Origin of the sequence: Pseudoalteromonas luteoviolacea NCIMB 1942 (genome assembly GCF_001625595.1) — a bacterium.
Lineage (GTDB): Bacteria > Pseudomonadota > Gammaproteobacteria > Enterobacterales > Alteromonadaceae > Pseudoalteromonas > Pseudoalteromonas luteoviolacea_A.
This window is the reverse complement of record NZ_AUXT01000161.1, coordinates 1-15,341: the sequence shown is the minus strand read 5'-3', so window position 1 is coordinate 15,341 and position 15,341 is coordinate 1. Positions and strand designations below refer to the sequence as shown.

The window sequence follows — 15,341 nt, the reverse complement described above, 5'->3', positions numbered from 1 at the left end:
TACATTTTTGTTGCGCATTCAATATACATTTTTGGAAGAAGTGTGACCATACGATAAAAGGATATAACCCATACAAAAAGGCCATGCTGATGCATGGCCTTTCTCTCAAGATGATTAATTATCGCTCAATAACCATTCGCTTAGAATTCTTACACCGTAACCAGTACCACCGGCAGGTACTTCATCTTTGGTTTTCTTAGAAATTGCGTTCCCAGCAATATCTAAGTGTACCCAGCGAGTATCGCCAACAAAGTGTTGTAAGAAAGTGGCTGCTGTTGAAGCGCCAGGGCCGTATGAACCGATGTTAGTTAAATCTGCAATGTCTGACTTAAGTGCGCCTTTATAACCAAGCGGTAGCCTCCAAACTTGCTCGTTTACTGTTTTACCAGCTAAGGTAAACTCTTTAACAAGCTGATCATCTTCAGAAAAAATTGCTGAGTAATCATTGCCTACAGCTCTAATTTTAGAGCCTGTTAGAGTCGCTACATCCACCATGATTTCTGGTTTGTAAAATTGACGAGCGTACCAAAGTGCATCACTTAAGATCAGTCGCCCTTCAGCATCTGTATTTAATACTTCGACGCTTAGACCTTCAGCGGTGCGCAAAACGTCACCAGGTGCGAAAGAGTTTTCAGAAACCATATTTGCGGCCATTGGCATAACAGCAACAACGTTAACATCAGCTTTTGACTTGGCCATTGCTTGAACAGTACCAAGAACAGCAGCAGCGCCTGCCATGTCTACTTTCATTAAAGCAATTGATTTACCAGTTTTTACATTGTAGCCACCAGAATCAAAAGTAATGCCTTTACCTACTAGGGCGATAGGTTTGTCATTATTGCCTTTGTAGTGTGCAATAACCAGTCTAGACCCTTGAGCACTGCCACGCCCAACCGCTTCAAGTGCACCCATACCTAATTCTTTGATTTCAGCAGGCTCTAATACCTTTACTTCAACCCCATACTGCTCAAGCTGTTTTGCAGCTTTGGCAAAATCCACAGGTGTCATTTCTGAAGCGATTTCAGATGTTAAATCACGTGCTAAGAAAACGCCTGATTGAATGTGCTCAAGTGTTAAATATTCTTTTGCGGCTTTACGTTTGCTGTCTACGTCGATGCTATAACTAACGTTAAAGTTATTTGGCTCTTTTTTGTATACTTCAAAAGTGTGGTCACGAAGGTTAATACCATGAGCTAACTGAGCTGCAAGTTCTGAGTTATTGACTTCACCTTCAAAGTTTTCAAAAGCAATGGCAACAGTATCAGACTTTTTAGCTTCGAGTTTTGCGTGTAGGTTTCCACCGAGCTTTGTCATTTTACTTGCGTTTAGCTCGTCTTCTTTACCTAGGCCAACTACAAGAATACGAGCGTATTCAGAAGAAACGGGGGCTAACACTTCTACTGTCTTACCGAATTTACCTTGGAATTCTTCGCTTTCTAGTGCTTTATTTAATTGCGTTCTAGTCGCCTTATCTAAAAATTTGAATGCAGGCTTTTGTTCTTCAGTTTTGAATACAACTAAAGATTTAGCTTCTTGCAGCTTTGATGTAAATTGAATATCGGCTGCTTGTACAGAGACTGATGCGCCTAGAGCAACGGCAATTGTTGAAAGACGAGAAATAAAAGACATGTTAAAAATCCTCTGAATATTGAGTGACAATGTTTTACCTTATTTTCAATAGCATATTAATTTAATGTCGTTGAATTGCTTGGATTCTAGGGTGAGTTGCAAGTGCAACTAGAAATAACTCACTGTGGTTATAGTGTAGCAATTAGTTATACGGTTTGCAGCGGATTGAAAACCGAACATGATTAGGTTGTTGAAGCCTGTACGTTACAGTTAGTTTAAACACGGATTCTGTCGACTAAAGATTTCTAAGAGCAAACCCAAAAAAGCTAGTTCGATTGAAATGGATTTGACTGAAGTTCGGTCTGATTAGTCAGATAAACAAAATTAAGGAGCATATGTGTGAAAAGTAATCTAATAGTTGCTTTTGTACTAGGCTGTTACACTTTTAGCGCGTTTGGTACCGAAATGCCAAAACCACAAATGGACAATGCTAGCGTCAATGTGAAAACCATTGTTTTGGGCTCTGGCTGTTTTTGGGGCCCTGAAAAGCGTTACGAGGCGATGGTAGGGGTCATAGACGCAGAATCCGGCTACGCAGACGGTAAAGGCTTTAAAGCAACCTACAAAAACATCATTAGTTCGCAAAGACGATTTGATAACAATAATTATGCGGAGGTAGTTAAAGTAACTTATAACGCTAACTTGCTTTCGACAGAGCGTTTAATCAAGGCATATTTTGAAAGTCACGATCCCACACAAAAAAACAGACAGGGCAATGATGTCGGTACGCAATACAGATCAGTGATTTTGTACAACAATGAGGAACAAAAAGAAACAGCTTTTCGACTTAAGTCTGAATACCAGCTCCTTTTACAAGAAAAAGGATATAGCGACATTCAAACTAAGATAAAGCCGCTTAAAAAATTTTACCCAGCTGAGGAATATCATCAAAATTACTTAGCTAAAAATCCAAACGGATATTGCCCAGATCACAGCACAGGTGTTACTTTCAACAAAATGGCTGATAAGCCGACGGTAGATAATAAAGATCTGCTCAGGGGTAAGCACATCGTTGTTCTAGATTCTCGTAGCTATTGTCCATATTGCGAAAAATTTAAAAGTAATGTTGTAAACGATTACAAAGGCTCAATTCCATTACACTATCGATATGCTGACCAACTTAACAGGTTGGAGATTATGTCGGCCACTTGGGCTACACCGACTATCATTTTTATTGAGAATGGCAAGGAGGTAGCGGGCTTTCAGGGTTACATGGACAGAGAAACTTTCTATAAAGTACTGGGAGCATTTAAATTGAGTGACTCAGAAGCGTACGATATAGCCTTCCAAAAGGGTACAGAAAGACCTTTTTGTAAACAGTATGATATTTTCAAGAATACACCGGACGGACTGTTTGTTGATAAGCTAAGTGGTGCCCCCCTGTTTGATACACGAGATAGGTTTAATTCGGGTACAGGTTGGTTGTCTTTCAAATATCCTGTTAAAGATAGTGTCACTTACCATAGAGATCTGAGTCATGGGATGGTACGAACAGAGATCAGGTCAAAATCGTCGGGTATTCACCTTGGACATGTTTTTAAAAACGAAGGCCCGAATGGCACAGACAGATATTGTATTAATGCAACGGTATTAGACTTCAAAGCACGCGGTTAACGGCCGCATATCAATTTTCATTGCCCTTTGCTTGCATAGGCAAGGGGCAAACATATCTAAATGTACAGCCGAAAGTACGATAAAATCACGACACTTACAGCGTTTTCAACCTGCCATTAAGTTTGCTCATTAGTAGAGAGTATATTTGCACTGGTCTTGCTTTAAGCGTTTTTCAAAAGCCAAACAGTATAATGACATAGCGACCTTACTTAGGACCTAGTCTATAAGAGTGTGGCCTGAACTTTTTATTGTCAAACATAAAGAAGTTAATTATCTTGTGTGGCCAATAGATTGGCAAATAGTCTTATTTTGAGCAATTGGGAGTTTTATGTTCGATTTAAACACACGGTATGGTGAACAGAATAATAGGCTATTGTTTTGGTAGAGTCTTTAGAGTTCTTCAGGGCTACATTTTCCTCGGTCAATCAGTTTCTTTTGTTCTGTCTTTTATTGCTACTGCCTGTTTATCTAGTTAAATGGCGTGTTCAGCTGGTATCTTTGATCAAAACAAAAGAGGGAAGTGATTTATCTCACCAACAAGCGTGTTGGTGTATTGTCGCTTCTATGACTTTATTAAATTGGTTCGGCAGTGTGTACACTGATGATTTAGTGCTTAGTCTAAGTACAGATTACATCACAAAGAGAAAGTTATTTTATTTATGTAAAATGCTGTTCGTACTATTTGCAGCCGCTTCTTTATATGCGCTTCATAAGTTTACTCAAGTTCACATAGAGCAGCCTTCGAAGCTATTTGTATATATGTTGATTAATAACCTGACGCTTTGCTTCATCCAATTCATATTGCGTGGGTATGAGATTACAGAGATTTTTAATGGCCCATACCTTTTTATGTCTATGTTTGTTCAAACTTTGGTTCACATGTATATCGTTTGCCACCCGTATCGTGAATTTTTATCTAAGAGCATGAAACTTAATCTTTGAAGACAAAGAATGGGAGAAGTTAAAGCTCCCATTCTTTTATTGGGCACAAATATTAACGCTATACGAGCACCATTACAGTAAGACATGAAGTTTTATGTCTCATATCTCTTCACAATTGACCGCCGAGCTTCATTAACTAATCCCCAAAGTACTAGAATAATGACATCTATGGGTAAGCAGCCCCTTTGAGATCATATTATCCTCACAATTTATAAAACAGATAAAAAGCGAAGTAGCGTATTAAGAATAGACAATTGCAAGTTTAGTAAAATGGTCTCGTAAGTGATTCTCTAGAGGTGTCTTCGTTAACTAAAAAAGTAAAGAGGTCATATAGGTATAGCTGTTCAGTGGACGAAACGCGGCACAATACGTTCTTGTTTGAGATAAAATGTTTGGTCTAACAAGCAGTCTTTCACGAGCAATTTCATTAAGATGAGTGTTATGTAATAATAACCATTATCATTAAGTTCCTAATTTGTATATAATCGCGCCAATATTTTTAAAAGAACAATGAAGAACAAGGAGCACGCGTTTGTATACTTTCTTTATCGTACTGCTAGTAATAACTGGCACACTGTTAATTTACCTAACTAGCCGTCACCAACGTTTGTTAAAAAAGCCATTAAGCAAATTGACTAAAAGGCTTGGATGTTTTTTTCTGTTGGCGAGCGTGGTCATAGCGCTGTTGAATTTTACTGCTTCGGCAGCGGTCTTTTTATGGTTAATGCTTTTAATGACAGCACTGTTCAGCATTCCTATGCTTATTTTGGTATTGAGGAGAAGCTAGTTGCTATGAACGAAACTAAAATTCAGCCTCATTGGTGGAGTAAAACTCTCGCTGGCCTTTTTGCCGGTTTCTTTTTGAGTATGGGGATCGTGGGTATTTTTGCTTGGCTAGGTCCGGATGGATTGACTCTGCAAATTTCAGAAGAGCAGCGGCTTTGGAAAACACAGTTTAATATGTGGATCATTACACCTATTTGGTTAACCATCTTAAGCTTTGTCTATTTATTTAAAACAGGAAAGCAAGCTTGGACGTGGTTAGGCGGTTTAGCGTGTTTAACAATTACAATCGTTGCGGGTTTAAGGGGAGTTCTATGAAAATAAGGTCTGACATTCTTAGAACTTATCAAAGTGTACACACATGGACAGGCATAACCGCTGGCTTATTACTATTTATCGGCTTTTTTGCTGGGGCATTGACGATGTTTGGTAGTGCGATTGATGACTGGGCTACGCCACCTGATTATCAATTACAGCAAGTTGCTACTGGCCAGCATGATGTATTATTACGACAAGTTTTTGCTGCGCATCCGGATACTTTAAAAAATGTTACGGTGAGTTTTGACGAGCATAGCTCACCAGTATATTGGTATGGTAGTGGTTCAGCGCGTGGGTTTTCACTCAATGATCAGATGCTGCATGCCTCCTTGGATGCGCAAGGTCAGTTAGTATCAGAGTTACGGCATGTAAATGAACTTTCTATGCTAGTCGATTATTTACACCGTTCTGCGGGTATCATCGGTGAAATAGGTCATGACCAAGCTGGTGTATACGTTCTAGGTGTTGCAGCATTTCTGTATTTTATTGCACTTGTTTCAGGTTTGATATTTCTTTTACCTAGTTTAGTAAAAAGCTTTTTTGCGTTACGTCAGGAAAAAGGTGCCAATAGGTTTTGGCTAGATAGTCACAATCTAGTGGGTATTGCGAGTCTACCTTTTCATATCATCATAGCTATTACGGTCGTTGTATTTTCATTTCATGATTTGTTCTACGGTGGTTTAAGCCAAGTGTATGGCGATAAACCTCTATTTGGTGGTGATGAGCACCACGAAGAAGTACGTTATGAGATCAGCGCTTTACCCAATTTAAGTGAAATTCGCAAACAAGTAGAGCTGTATGCGCCTGGCTACGAAGTCCAAAGCATAAATTTACGTGGATTAACAAGTGAGCACCCTTCAGCGAGTGTTGCAGTTTTGAGCGAAGAGTCGCTCATGCGTGGCCCGCATAGTGACTTTTTATTTATGAATCCATTCACTTTAGAAATCGACACAAGCAGTGTGACCAATGGCAATGGGCAGCAGGGAGTGTGGGGCTCGGTGGTAACAACTTTTTTTGGCCTTCACTTTGGGAGTTATGGAGGTGAGTTAGGCCGTTGGATCTATTTTATCATGGGATTGGGCGGTGCATTTTTATTTTATAGTGGCAACTTAATTTGGCTTGAAAAGCGACGAAAGAAACAACTGGTTACGCAAAGTAAATCCAGCAATTTCATGGCAAGCCTTACTGTTGGAGTGTGTCTTGGCAGTGTAATTGGTATCGCAGGTGCTTTTGCTGTGAGCAAGTGGCTTACTTTAACCGCTTTAAATATCAATATTGCATATATGTGGGTGTATTACAGTTTGTTTTTTGCTTCCATGATAGGCGCGTTTATTTTAGGTGCCGCAAGATTTAGTCTTCTTGGCCTGTATAGCTTTGCTCTATTATGTTCAATTGTACCCTTAACATCGTTATGCGGTTTATTGCTGCCTAACATAGGAATTTGGGTACCGTCTTCTGCGGCAGACTTTGGAATTGAAGTCTGTGCAATCTGTTTTGCGATAGCTAGCCTATTAGCCGCTAAAAGAGTAAAGCAGAGGGTGTATCACGGAGAAGAAAATAGCATTTGGTATTGCCAAAATTTAACTTCAAAGGCGTCATCTGCACATCTTGCATAGCAGCATAAGAACCAGTAGGTAATCTACTGGTTCTTATGTATCTAAAGTTGACCCTAGAGAAACTTGGTTTCTGCCATGTTGCTTTGCACAATAGAGCGCCATGTCGGCTTGTTTAATTAACTTATGCGGCTCCAAGTCATGTCCCCAGCCTGTGGTTACACCAATACTTACGGTCATTTTTATCGCGCAATCTTCAAACCTGACCACTGTAGCTTGTGTTCTTTTACGGATTATCTCACCAAGCTCTAGAGCGTCATGCTCATTACATTCTGGCAATAAAATACAAAACTCTTCACCACCGTACCGAGTTACTGTGTCTCCAGCTCTTGTACATGCTCCTTTTAATACACTGGCGACATGAGAGAGGCATTTATCACCACATTGATGACCGTATGTGTCGTTTACCTTTTTAAAGTGATCGATATCAACCATTAAAAGGCTAATAGAATGAGCAAACCGTTTAGCGCGCAAGCATTCTGTATTGAGTGCTTCATTTAGGCTTCTTCGATTAAATACTTGAGTTAGCTCGTCTATTCTAGAGGTGTGTTTCAACTTATCATAAGCATCTTGAAGCTCTCTTGTTCGCGACTCGACTTCTACTGCGAGCAGTTGATTCGCTTTTCTTATCTCTGACATACTCTTAGCTTGTGCGACAATTCGTTTTTTTCGTTCCGAGTTGATACGTTCAGCCATAGCGAAAGACAAGCATGCAACTTCAATAGTTGTACCAATAGTTAAAGCGTGCTCTGTGAACCAGTTGCTGGGTAAAAAATTAAACTTGTTCGCAGCGAGGATTATTCCGCCACAAAGTGCAGCGTTCCAAGCGAGTGAATAATACGTTGAAAAGTGAGAGCCCTCAAACAGTCGGACTGTTCGCGTGATCACTCCCCATAAACATGCAAGCGATGCATAGGTGATTATTACCCGGATCATCACGCTATAGCTAAAGTAGATTGAAAGAAATAGCAACACAATTCCTGCCAGAGCAATAAACACACATCCGTAGTAGAGGGTTCTGCTATTTTTACGCAGCTCCAAAAGCTTAACAATAAACAATGTGCCAGCGAGTACGGCAGAGATTAAAAAAAACAGGATAGATTGGTCGTTCCACCACAGGCTATTTTGCCATAAATACCGAAAGCCGAGACCTGAAAGGCTCACATAAAAGGCGATGATCGCACTGACATAAACAACATAGTAAAGCAGTGTTTTGTCTCTGAGTGACAAATACATGAGAAGGTTATAGATGGCCATAACACTCATCAAGCCAAAGTAAACGCCTAAGAAGAGCATATTAATTTGATCTGTTTCGTAAAATTTTTGCTGTGACCATAAACGAAGAGGGACCTGAAGCGCACTAGAAGACGCTATTTTGATGTATAAAACAAGTTCACCTGAAGCCTGTTGTGAGATAGGAATTATATAATTATGGTGTTGTATTGGCCTATCTGAAAATGCGTACTTGTCACCCAGTTTAGCGTATTTAATAACTTCATCTTGCTGCATTAGATACAGTTTTAAACTATCGAGTACAGGGTAACCAATTTCCAAAAAATAAGTTTGGTTTGCGTCTGGAATAATAAAGTTAACTTTTATCCAATAATGGCGAGATGTATAGCCCAAGTTTAAGTTATCTGACTTATTTTCGTTCCATGAAGATTCTGGCAAAGAGAGTACGTCAACAATACCAAAGTCATTGTCTTGGATATATTTGCTTTGAGAGCTGAGGTTTACGTAATTACTGGTTTGGCTAGCATTTGAAAGCTCACTGCCACTGACAACCCAACCACAGCACAGTAAAAACACGAAAAATATTTTCACAATAGAAGTAGAATTTAGTCTTACAGCGCAACATTAAGCTTAGGAAGGGAATTTGATTTGGGCAAACGTGTTGCAATGTAAAATATTAAAAGAACACATCTTACATTTACATTAGGTATGTATCATTTGAAGCTTTGCCGTTAAAATTGACACCATTTGAACAGGGGATAGCGCTTCGTCATTTAGACCACGAAGTAAAGTCATAAAATAGCAGTCCATCATAGCAGAAGCTTTCATATCATCGTATTTATGCCCTTCGAAAAGCATCTGTTTAAAACTATCTACTTGCTGTTCAAAGTACTGGCTATGCCACATTAGGTCCTTTAATAGCTCTTTGCTGAAAGACCTGTTCTCACAATAGAAGCCATATAGGTATTTAGCATAGTGGCGCAGTCTTAACCTTGGGCTAGTTTGCTCGTTCTCATCATGTGCCTTTGCAATAACTGCATCAATTTGCTGATGCATTGCTAATTTCAAAATATCAATCTTATTGGGGAAGTGACTAAAAACAGTACCAGTAGCAACAGAAGCGTGAGTTGCTATCTGCCTCGTTGTCGTTTCCGCATAGCCAAGATCTTGAAAAAGTTGCCAGCTTACGTCAAGAATTTTCTGTGCTGTTTTCTCTCTTTTTTTCATATTAAATCAATGTTTTGTAGATTGTACGGAGAATATCATAAAACCTCGGCAATGTGATAAAGATATCTTTCACTTGACTTAATTGAGCGTGCTCATTAAATTAAATGAGCACGCTCAATTAACAGGGGGTATTTGATGATAACGCAAATTTTAGGGTCTTTAATTTTCCTGCCATTTATATTTTTTTATAGCTATGTATTGGGTCCTGCCTTAAAAGTAGCTCTTCTGCCAGGTGGGCTAGCTTTGCTATTTTTGATACTTGGCCCAAAAGCCTTTAAACAACATTGGAAAGCAGCTTATAGCGAAACGAAACACGAAGAACCAACCGAGCAGGGGGAGGTGGCATAAGCAATCATTTCACCTAATTGTTCTGTAGCAAAAAACATTGAAATCCCAGATGTTTACAACAAAAAACCGCACTTAGCGGTTTTTTACATTTATGCTGTTCGCTTTAACTTTTCTCTCGGGTATAATACTTGCGATTTCGGCGCAACCCCTTTAGCGCTGTAGTAAGTATCGTTTAATTTAGAATTGAGGAAATATTATGACGGTTGGCATTATTATGGGTTCAAAATCAGATTGGCCTACAATGCAACATGCGGCGGATATGTTAGATAAGTTTGGCATCGAATATGAAACAAAAGTAGTTTCAGCTCATCGCACTCCTCAATTATTGGCCGATTATGCAACGACGGCGGCAGAACGTGGTATTAAAGTAATCATCGCGGGTGCGGGTGGTGCAGCGCACTTGCCGGGTATGGCAGCGGCTTTCACAAGCCTACCTGTATTGGGTGTACCAGTAAAATCGAAAACATTAAACGGGGTAGACTCGTTACTCTCGATTTGCCAAATGCCTAAAGGCGTAGCTGTAGGTACTTTAGCAATCGGCGATGCTGGCGCAGCCAATGCGGGTCTATTAGCCGCGCAAATATTGGGTTGTCAGCAACCTGAGATCTTCGAGAAAGTTGAAGCGTTCCGCAAAGCTCAAACAGAAACAATTTTAGCTAACCCAAATCCTGCAGAATAATATGAGAGTCTTAGTTTTAGGCGCTGGGCAGCTAGCAAGAATGATGAGTCTTTCATCAATTCATCTCGGCATAGAAGTTTTGGCTTATGATGTAAGTACAAAACAAGTAATTAACCCTGTGACATTTGAAGTGTCAAACTCAACGCTTGAGCAAGAAGTCGAGCGTTCATTTGCTATTACAGCAGAGTTTGAGCACATCCCCGAAGATGTTCTCGCGATTTGTGAATCTAGTGGTAAATTCTACCCAGGTGCACGTTCAATTGCGACGGGAGGCGATCGCAGCAAAGAAAAAGTATTGTTAGACGAAGCGCAGGTGTCATGTGCGCCATATGCTCTGATAACAGAAAAAAGCCATTTTTTAGCAGCTGTAGACAAACTCGGTATGCCACTCGTCATTAAAACCTGCCAAGCTGGATATGATGGTAAGGGTCAATGGCGATTAAAATCTGAAGATCAGGTTGAGCGGGTATGGTCTGAGATGGCAGGCTTTATTGAATCTGGTACGCTAAGTGCACCACACTCAATCATCGCTGAAAAAATGATCCCTTTTGACAGAGAAGTTTCAATCATCGGTGTACGCAGTAAAGATGGTGAGTGTAAAGTATATCCACTTACTGAAAACCAACACACCAATGGCGTATTAACTTTATCTATAGCTGGTAAAGAAAAAGCTGCAATACAAGGCCAGGCAGAAGCTGCATTTGAGAAGCTTGCTACACAGCTTAATTACGTAGGCGTGCTTGCAATCGAGTTTTTCGATGTTGGAGGTCAGCTACTTGTAAACGAGATTGCACCACGGGTGCACAACTCGGGACACTGGACGCAGCAAGGTTGTCAAACTAGTCAGTTTGAAAATCACATGCGTGCGATTACAGGTCTGCCAACTGGCTCTACAAGCTTGCTCCGGCCAACAGCTATGATTAATGTACTGGGACAAGAATCTATACCTCATACCGTACTGTCTGTACCCGGCTGTTCTAGTCATTGGTATGGGAAGCAAGCAAAACCTGGGAGAAAAATGGGACATATCAATGTCTCGGCAGACAACCTCCATCAATTAGGTGAAAGGCTAGCTGAATTGGCAGATATACTACCCGAAGATGACTATCCAGGAGTGCAAGACACCAGTCATGCGTTAATTCTAAACTAAGAAAAGCCGAGCTCAAGCTCGGCTTTTTTATTACAAGTGTAATTAATATGCTTAAGAGTAACTTCTTAAATTCAAACAATTCATTAGTCCTAAAAATTTCGTTTGTTGCTTTCTTTTTCTTGTGTGTAACGCCTTTTGTGGGTTCTGCTTTAGCATTACTTTTTGGCATTGGTTTTGCTCTATGTCTTAAAAACCCATTTGAAGAACAAAGTGCAACGCTGTCTAAATGGCTGCTTAAAATATCTGTTGTCGGCCTAGGATTTAATGTTGATGTAATGCAAGTGATAGAAGTAGGGCGAAGCTCATTGGTTTTAACCATTGTTAGCATCACCGCGATAATCGGTCTAGGTGAGATATTAACTCAGCTTTTTAAGCTCAATCGCAATACTGGTACACTCATTTCTTTTGGCACTGCGATTTGTGGTGGTAGCGCTATTGCGGCGATGGCACCTGTTATAAAAGCAAAACAAGACGAGATTGCAGTTGCATTGGCAACTGTATTCTCTTTGAATGCCGCGGGCTTGTTAATCTTCCCATGGCTTGGCCACTACTTTGAATTAACTGAAAGTCAATTTGCACTTTGGAGTGCATTAGCGATACACGATACCAGTAGTGTTGTTGGCGCGGCGGCTGCTTATGGGCCAGTAGCCTTGGCAATGGCTACTACGATCAAGCTAACACGTGCTATGTGGATTGTGCCATATACAGCACTAGCGGGCGTATTTTGGCGTTCTGAAGAGCGCGCTAGCATTCCGTTATTTATTGTTGGATTTTTATTGGCTGCAGCCATTAATACGATGCTCCCAGAGTATAAAGGTATATGGGATACATGCTACTCCATTGCTAAAGAGTTGCTTGTTGGGACTTTATTTCTAATCGGTGCAGGGATATCAAAGCAAGTGCTTAAGCAATGTGGTTGGCAACCTTTTGTAATGGCTTTAGTTTTATGGATTATCGTGAGTTCAGTATTACTGCTACTAATTTTTGACGGAATTATTCAATAAATTTACCAAATTTTTTTGAACTTTTTTATATTACTCAAGTCAGAGTAATTGAGGCGTGGATATGCCTCATTTCATACTCGTTGTCCATCAACGACTATGTGAGCGCAGAGAGTATTTGGCCAGTAGCTTTACTGGCCTTTTTTTGTCTAAAAAGTATCTAAGCCGTCCCAAACTTTGCCACCAAGCTAAAAACTTTGTTTATTTGTCTTAAACCAGTCGAATGTTGCTCTATCTTCTGATTAAATTAGCCAGATTTATAAATTAAAAGAAGAGCTCTGATGAAAAAATCCCTTTTGAGCATTGCTGTGGCAGGATTACTGCTGACAGGTTGTCAAACAACAAGCCAGACTTCTAATACAGAAGTTGCTATTTCTAAAGCACCAGTCGTAGCACCAATTGTACAAACGCCATTAGATTTTGGTAGTGAGCATATCACCCTAGAACAAGCAATGGCAGATCCTGATTGGATTAGCCGTACTCCAGAAAGTGCATTCTGGGGCGCTGACAGCAGCACTATTTATTTCGGTCAAAAGAAAAAAGGTAATCAATTAAGAGATACATTTGCGATTGATAGCAATAAAGGTATCAATCAAGTTTCGCTCTCAGATTTACACGAAGTAGGCAATGGCAGCGCGATTTACTCAAATGATGGGCGCTTCCAAGCGTATACTTTCAAAGGCAATATCTTTGTTAAAGATCTTCGCACTAATAAAGTTAAGCAGCTAACCAAGACTTCTGCTCAAGAGCGCATCGTGCAGTTTATGTTGTCTGGTGACTTGGCCTATAGAGTGGACAACACCTTTTTTTCTGTCAATGTTGAAACTGGGCTAACTTCTGAGTTGGTCAAACTGCATAACGGAAATAAGCCAAAGGGTACGCAAGAACCTAGTACTTATATTGCAAAAGAACAGCACAAGCTAATCGATTATGTTGCGCTAACGCACAAAAATTCACTAGATGCTGAAGCTCGCAAGGCTGAAATTAAAGACCAAAACCTATCAATTGCTAATAAGCACATTTACCTTGGTGAAGGTAATAACCTTGTTGATGCAAGTCTTTCTCCAAAGGGCGACAAATTGATTGTAGTTGTAAGTGAACACAATGTTTACTCTCAATCTACAGAAAAAGACATGATGCCAAATTATATTGGTCAAGATGGCAACATCGACCCAGTTCCTGCGCGTAGCCGCGTTGCAGATAACAAGCCGGTTGAAGTTGAAGTTATTTACGTTGATTTAGCCACAGATACTCAGAAGTCAGTTGGCTTCGAAACTCTTCCAGGGTTCGATGAAGATGTACTGGCTGCGGTAAAAAAAGAAAACGCAGAAGCAATTGGTGAAAGCTATAAATCTGAAAAGTCTCCACGTGCAATCAAATTAATGCGTGACTGGTACTGGTCTCAATCTCCAATTCAATGGAACAGTGCTGGCGACGAAGTGGCTTTGATGTTCAAAGCTTGGGACAATAAAGACCGTTGGCTTACTACGATGGACTTTGAAAAAGGAGAGCTAACGCCACAGCATAGGCTTCATGATAGTGCTTGGGTAAACTACGCGTACAATGATTTTGGCTGGTTAAACGGTGAAGACTCGCTGTACTTCCTTTCAGAAGAAAGCGGCTACAGTCACCTATACGTAAAACCAATCGACGGTAAAGCAAAACAACTGACTTCTGGTAAGTTTGTTGTTTCAGAGCCAAAGCTTACAAAAGACAACAGTCAGTTTTTCTTTAAAGCTAATGTTGATCACCCAGGTATTTACGAAGTTTATTCAGTAGACGTAAAAACGAAAAAGAAAGAAGCCATCACTGATTTGAATGGTATGACTGACTTTTCGTTGAGTCCAGACGAGTCAAAACTTCTACTTAGACACTCAACGATCATGATGCCAACCGAGCTTTATGTTGCGGATGCAAAACCAGGGACTCAGCCTAAGCGCCTGACCAATACTGTTTCTGATAACTTCCTAAACAAGAAGCTAATTGCACCTAAAATTGTAGCAGTACCATCAAGCCATACTGATGAGCCAATCTACGCGAAAGTTTACTATCCAGCTGATTACAAACCTGGTGAAACAGGTAAAAAGCGTAAAGCTGTGATCTTTAACCACGGTGCTGGTTATTTGCAAAACTCTCACATGGGTTGGTCTGTATACTTCCGCGAATTTATGTTCCATTCATTACTAGCAAGTGAAGGCTATGTGGTAATGGATATGGACTACCGAGCATCAAAAGGTTATGGCCGTGATTGGAGAACCGCGATTTATCGCCAAATGGGTACGCCTGAAATTCAAGATTTGGCAGACGGTGTAAAATGGATGGCAGAAAATGCTAACGTAGATGAAAGTTCAGTAGGTACTTATGGTGGGTCATATGGTGGCTTCATGACTTTCATGGCACTGTTTACACAACCTGAGCTGTTCCAAGCAGGTGCTGCACTTCGTCCAGTTACAGATTGGGCGTATTACAATGACCCGTATACATCCAACATTCTTAACCGTCCAGCAGATGATCCTATCGCTTACAGACGAAGTTCACCAATATACTTCGCTGAAGGTCTTAATAAGCCAATGCTTATTAACGCACCGATGATCGATGACAACGTATTCTTCCAAGATGTTGTACGTTTGGTACAACGTCTAATCGAGCTGGAAAAAGAAAACTATGAAACAGCGATCTACCCAGTTGAACCTCATGGTTTTGTTCAGCCTTCAAGTTGGTTAGATGAATACCGTCGTATTTATAAGCTGTTTAAAGAGAACTTATAAACCTTCAAAAAAAGCCAGCGTAACGCTTAATGCCGA

11 protein-coding genes are annotated in these 15,341 nt (G+C 40.3%); 8 read left to right on the top strand and 3 right to left on the bottom strand.

The window, feature by feature from the left end:
* Positions 1-114 precede the first annotated feature (114 nt).
* On the bottom strand, positions 115-1,629 hold the full coding sequence (locus N482_RS11905) for a leucyl aminopeptidase (protein WP_063377240.1): 1,515 nt from the start codon (positions 1,627-1,629) through the stop codon (positions 115-117).
* 405 nt (positions 1,630-2,034) lie between these two features.
* On the opposite strand from N482_RS11905, the gene msrA reads away from it, so the two are divergent.
* The 3 genes from msrA (at position 2,035) to N482_RS11885 (ending at position 6,902) form a co-directional block, all read left to right on the top strand.
* Complete coding sequence (gene msrA, locus N482_RS11900; protein WP_063377290.1) at positions 2,035-3,243, top strand: peptide-methionine (S)-S-oxide reductase MsrA; 1,209 nt, start codon at positions 2,035-2,037, stop codon at positions 3,241-3,243.
* A 1,734-nt stretch (positions 3,244-4,977) separates the two neighbouring features.
* Positions 4,978-5,286, top strand: coding sequence for a hypothetical protein (locus N482_RS11890; RefSeq protein ID WP_063377289.1), 309 nt, complete (start codon positions 4,978-4,980; stop codon positions 5,284-5,286).
* Entirely contained in the window at positions 5,283-6,902 is a 1,620-nt protein-coding gene (locus N482_RS11885; protein ID WP_063377238.1) for a PepSY-associated TM helix domain-containing protein, read from the top strand. Before N482_RS11890 ends, N482_RS11885 begins: the two co-directional genes overlap by 4 nt.
* Before the next feature lie 33 nt (positions 6,903-6,935).
* Here the strand turns inward: N482_RS11885 and N482_RS11880 are convergent, their stop codons facing one another.
* Both N482_RS11880 and N482_RS11875 read right to left on the bottom strand, forming a co-directional pair.
* On the bottom strand, positions 6,936-8,723 hold the full coding sequence (locus N482_RS11880; protein ID WP_081227922.1) for a sensor domain-containing diguanylate cyclase: 1,788 nt from the start codon (positions 8,721-8,723) through the stop codon (positions 6,936-6,938).
* Between the two features lie 111 nt (positions 8,724-8,834).
* Positions 8,835-9,359 (bottom strand): TetR/AcrR family transcriptional regulator, encoded by a 525-nt coding sequence (locus N482_RS11875; RefSeq protein WP_063377237.1) that lies wholly within the window; start codon positions 9,357-9,359, stop codon positions 8,835-8,837.
* A 135-nt stretch (positions 9,360-9,494) separates the two neighbouring features.
* On the opposite strand from N482_RS11875, the gene N482_RS11870 reads away from it, so the two are divergent.
* The 5 genes from N482_RS11870 to N482_RS11850 all read left to right on the top strand — a co-directional run bounded on the left by N482_RS11870 (position 9,495) and on the right by N482_RS11850 (position 15,305).
* A complete protein-coding gene (locus tag N482_RS11870; protein WP_063377236.1) occupies positions 9,495-9,707 on the top strand; it encodes a hypothetical protein in 213 nt (70 codons plus the stop codon).
* A gap of 196 nt (positions 9,708-9,903) precedes the next feature.
* On the top strand, positions 9,904-10,386 hold the full coding sequence (gene purE, locus N482_RS11865) for a 5-(carboxyamino)imidazole ribonucleotide mutase (protein WP_023397540.1): 483 nt from the start codon (positions 9,904-9,906) through the stop codon (positions 10,384-10,386).
* A gap of 1 nt (position 10,387) precedes the next feature.
* A complete protein-coding gene (locus tag N482_RS11860; protein ID WP_063377235.1) occupies positions 10,388-11,536 on the top strand; it encodes a 5-(carboxyamino)imidazole ribonucleotide synthase in 1,149 nt (382 codons plus the stop codon).
* A gap of 47 nt (positions 11,537-11,583) precedes the next feature.
* Positions 11,584-12,540: a YeiH family protein gene (locus N482_RS11855; RefSeq protein WP_063377234.1), complete on the top strand. Its 957-nt coding sequence runs from the start codon at positions 11,584-11,586 to the stop codon at positions 12,538-12,540.
* Positions 12,541-12,818: 278 nt separating this feature from the next.
* On the top strand, positions 12,819-15,305 hold the full coding sequence (locus tag N482_RS11850) for a prolyl oligopeptidase family serine peptidase (RefSeq protein ID WP_196763607.1): 2,487 nt from the start codon (positions 12,819-12,821) through the stop codon (positions 15,303-15,305).
* Positions 15,306-15,341 lie beyond the last annotated feature (36 nt).

What these genes read in the sequence shown, in the direction of transcription:
- N482_RS11850 (WP_196763607.1), top strand. Translation starts at nt 12,819, where the DNA reads ATGAAAAAATCCCTTTTGAGCATTGCTGTGGCAGGATTACTGCTGACA.
- msrA (WP_063377290.1), top strand. Translation starts at nt 2,035, where the DNA reads ATGCCAAAACCACAAATGGACAATGCTAGCGTCAATGTGAAAACCATT.
- N482_RS11905 (WP_063377240.1), bottom strand. Translation starts at nt 1,629, where the DNA reads ATGTCTTTTATTTCTCGTCTTTCAACAATTGCCGTTGCTCTAGGCGCA.
- N482_RS11855 (WP_063377234.1), top strand. Translation starts at nt 11,584, where the DNA reads ATGCTTAAGAGTAACTTCTTAAATTCAAACAATTCATTAGTCCTAAAA.
- N482_RS11875 (WP_063377237.1), bottom strand. Translation starts at nt 9,359, where the DNA reads ATGAAAAAAAGAGAGAAAACAGCACAGAAAATTCTTGACGTAAGCTGG.
- purE (WP_023397540.1), top strand. Translation starts at nt 9,904, where the DNA reads ATGACGGTTGGCATTATTATGGGTTCAAAATCAGATTGGCCTACAATG.
- N482_RS11890 (WP_063377289.1), top strand. Translation starts at nt 4,978, where the DNA reads ATGAACGAAACTAAAATTCAGCCTCATTGGTGGAGTAAAACTCTCGCT.
- N482_RS11885 (WP_063377238.1), top strand. Translation starts at nt 5,283, where the DNA reads ATGAAAATAAGGTCTGACATTCTTAGAACTTATCAAAGTGTACACACA.
- N482_RS11860 (WP_063377235.1), top strand. Translation starts at nt 10,388, where the DNA reads ATGAGAGTCTTAGTTTTAGGCGCTGGGCAGCTAGCAAGAATGATGAGT.
- N482_RS11870 (WP_063377236.1), top strand. Translation starts at nt 9,495, where the DNA reads ATGATAACGCAAATTTTAGGGTCTTTAATTTTCCTGCCATTTATATTT.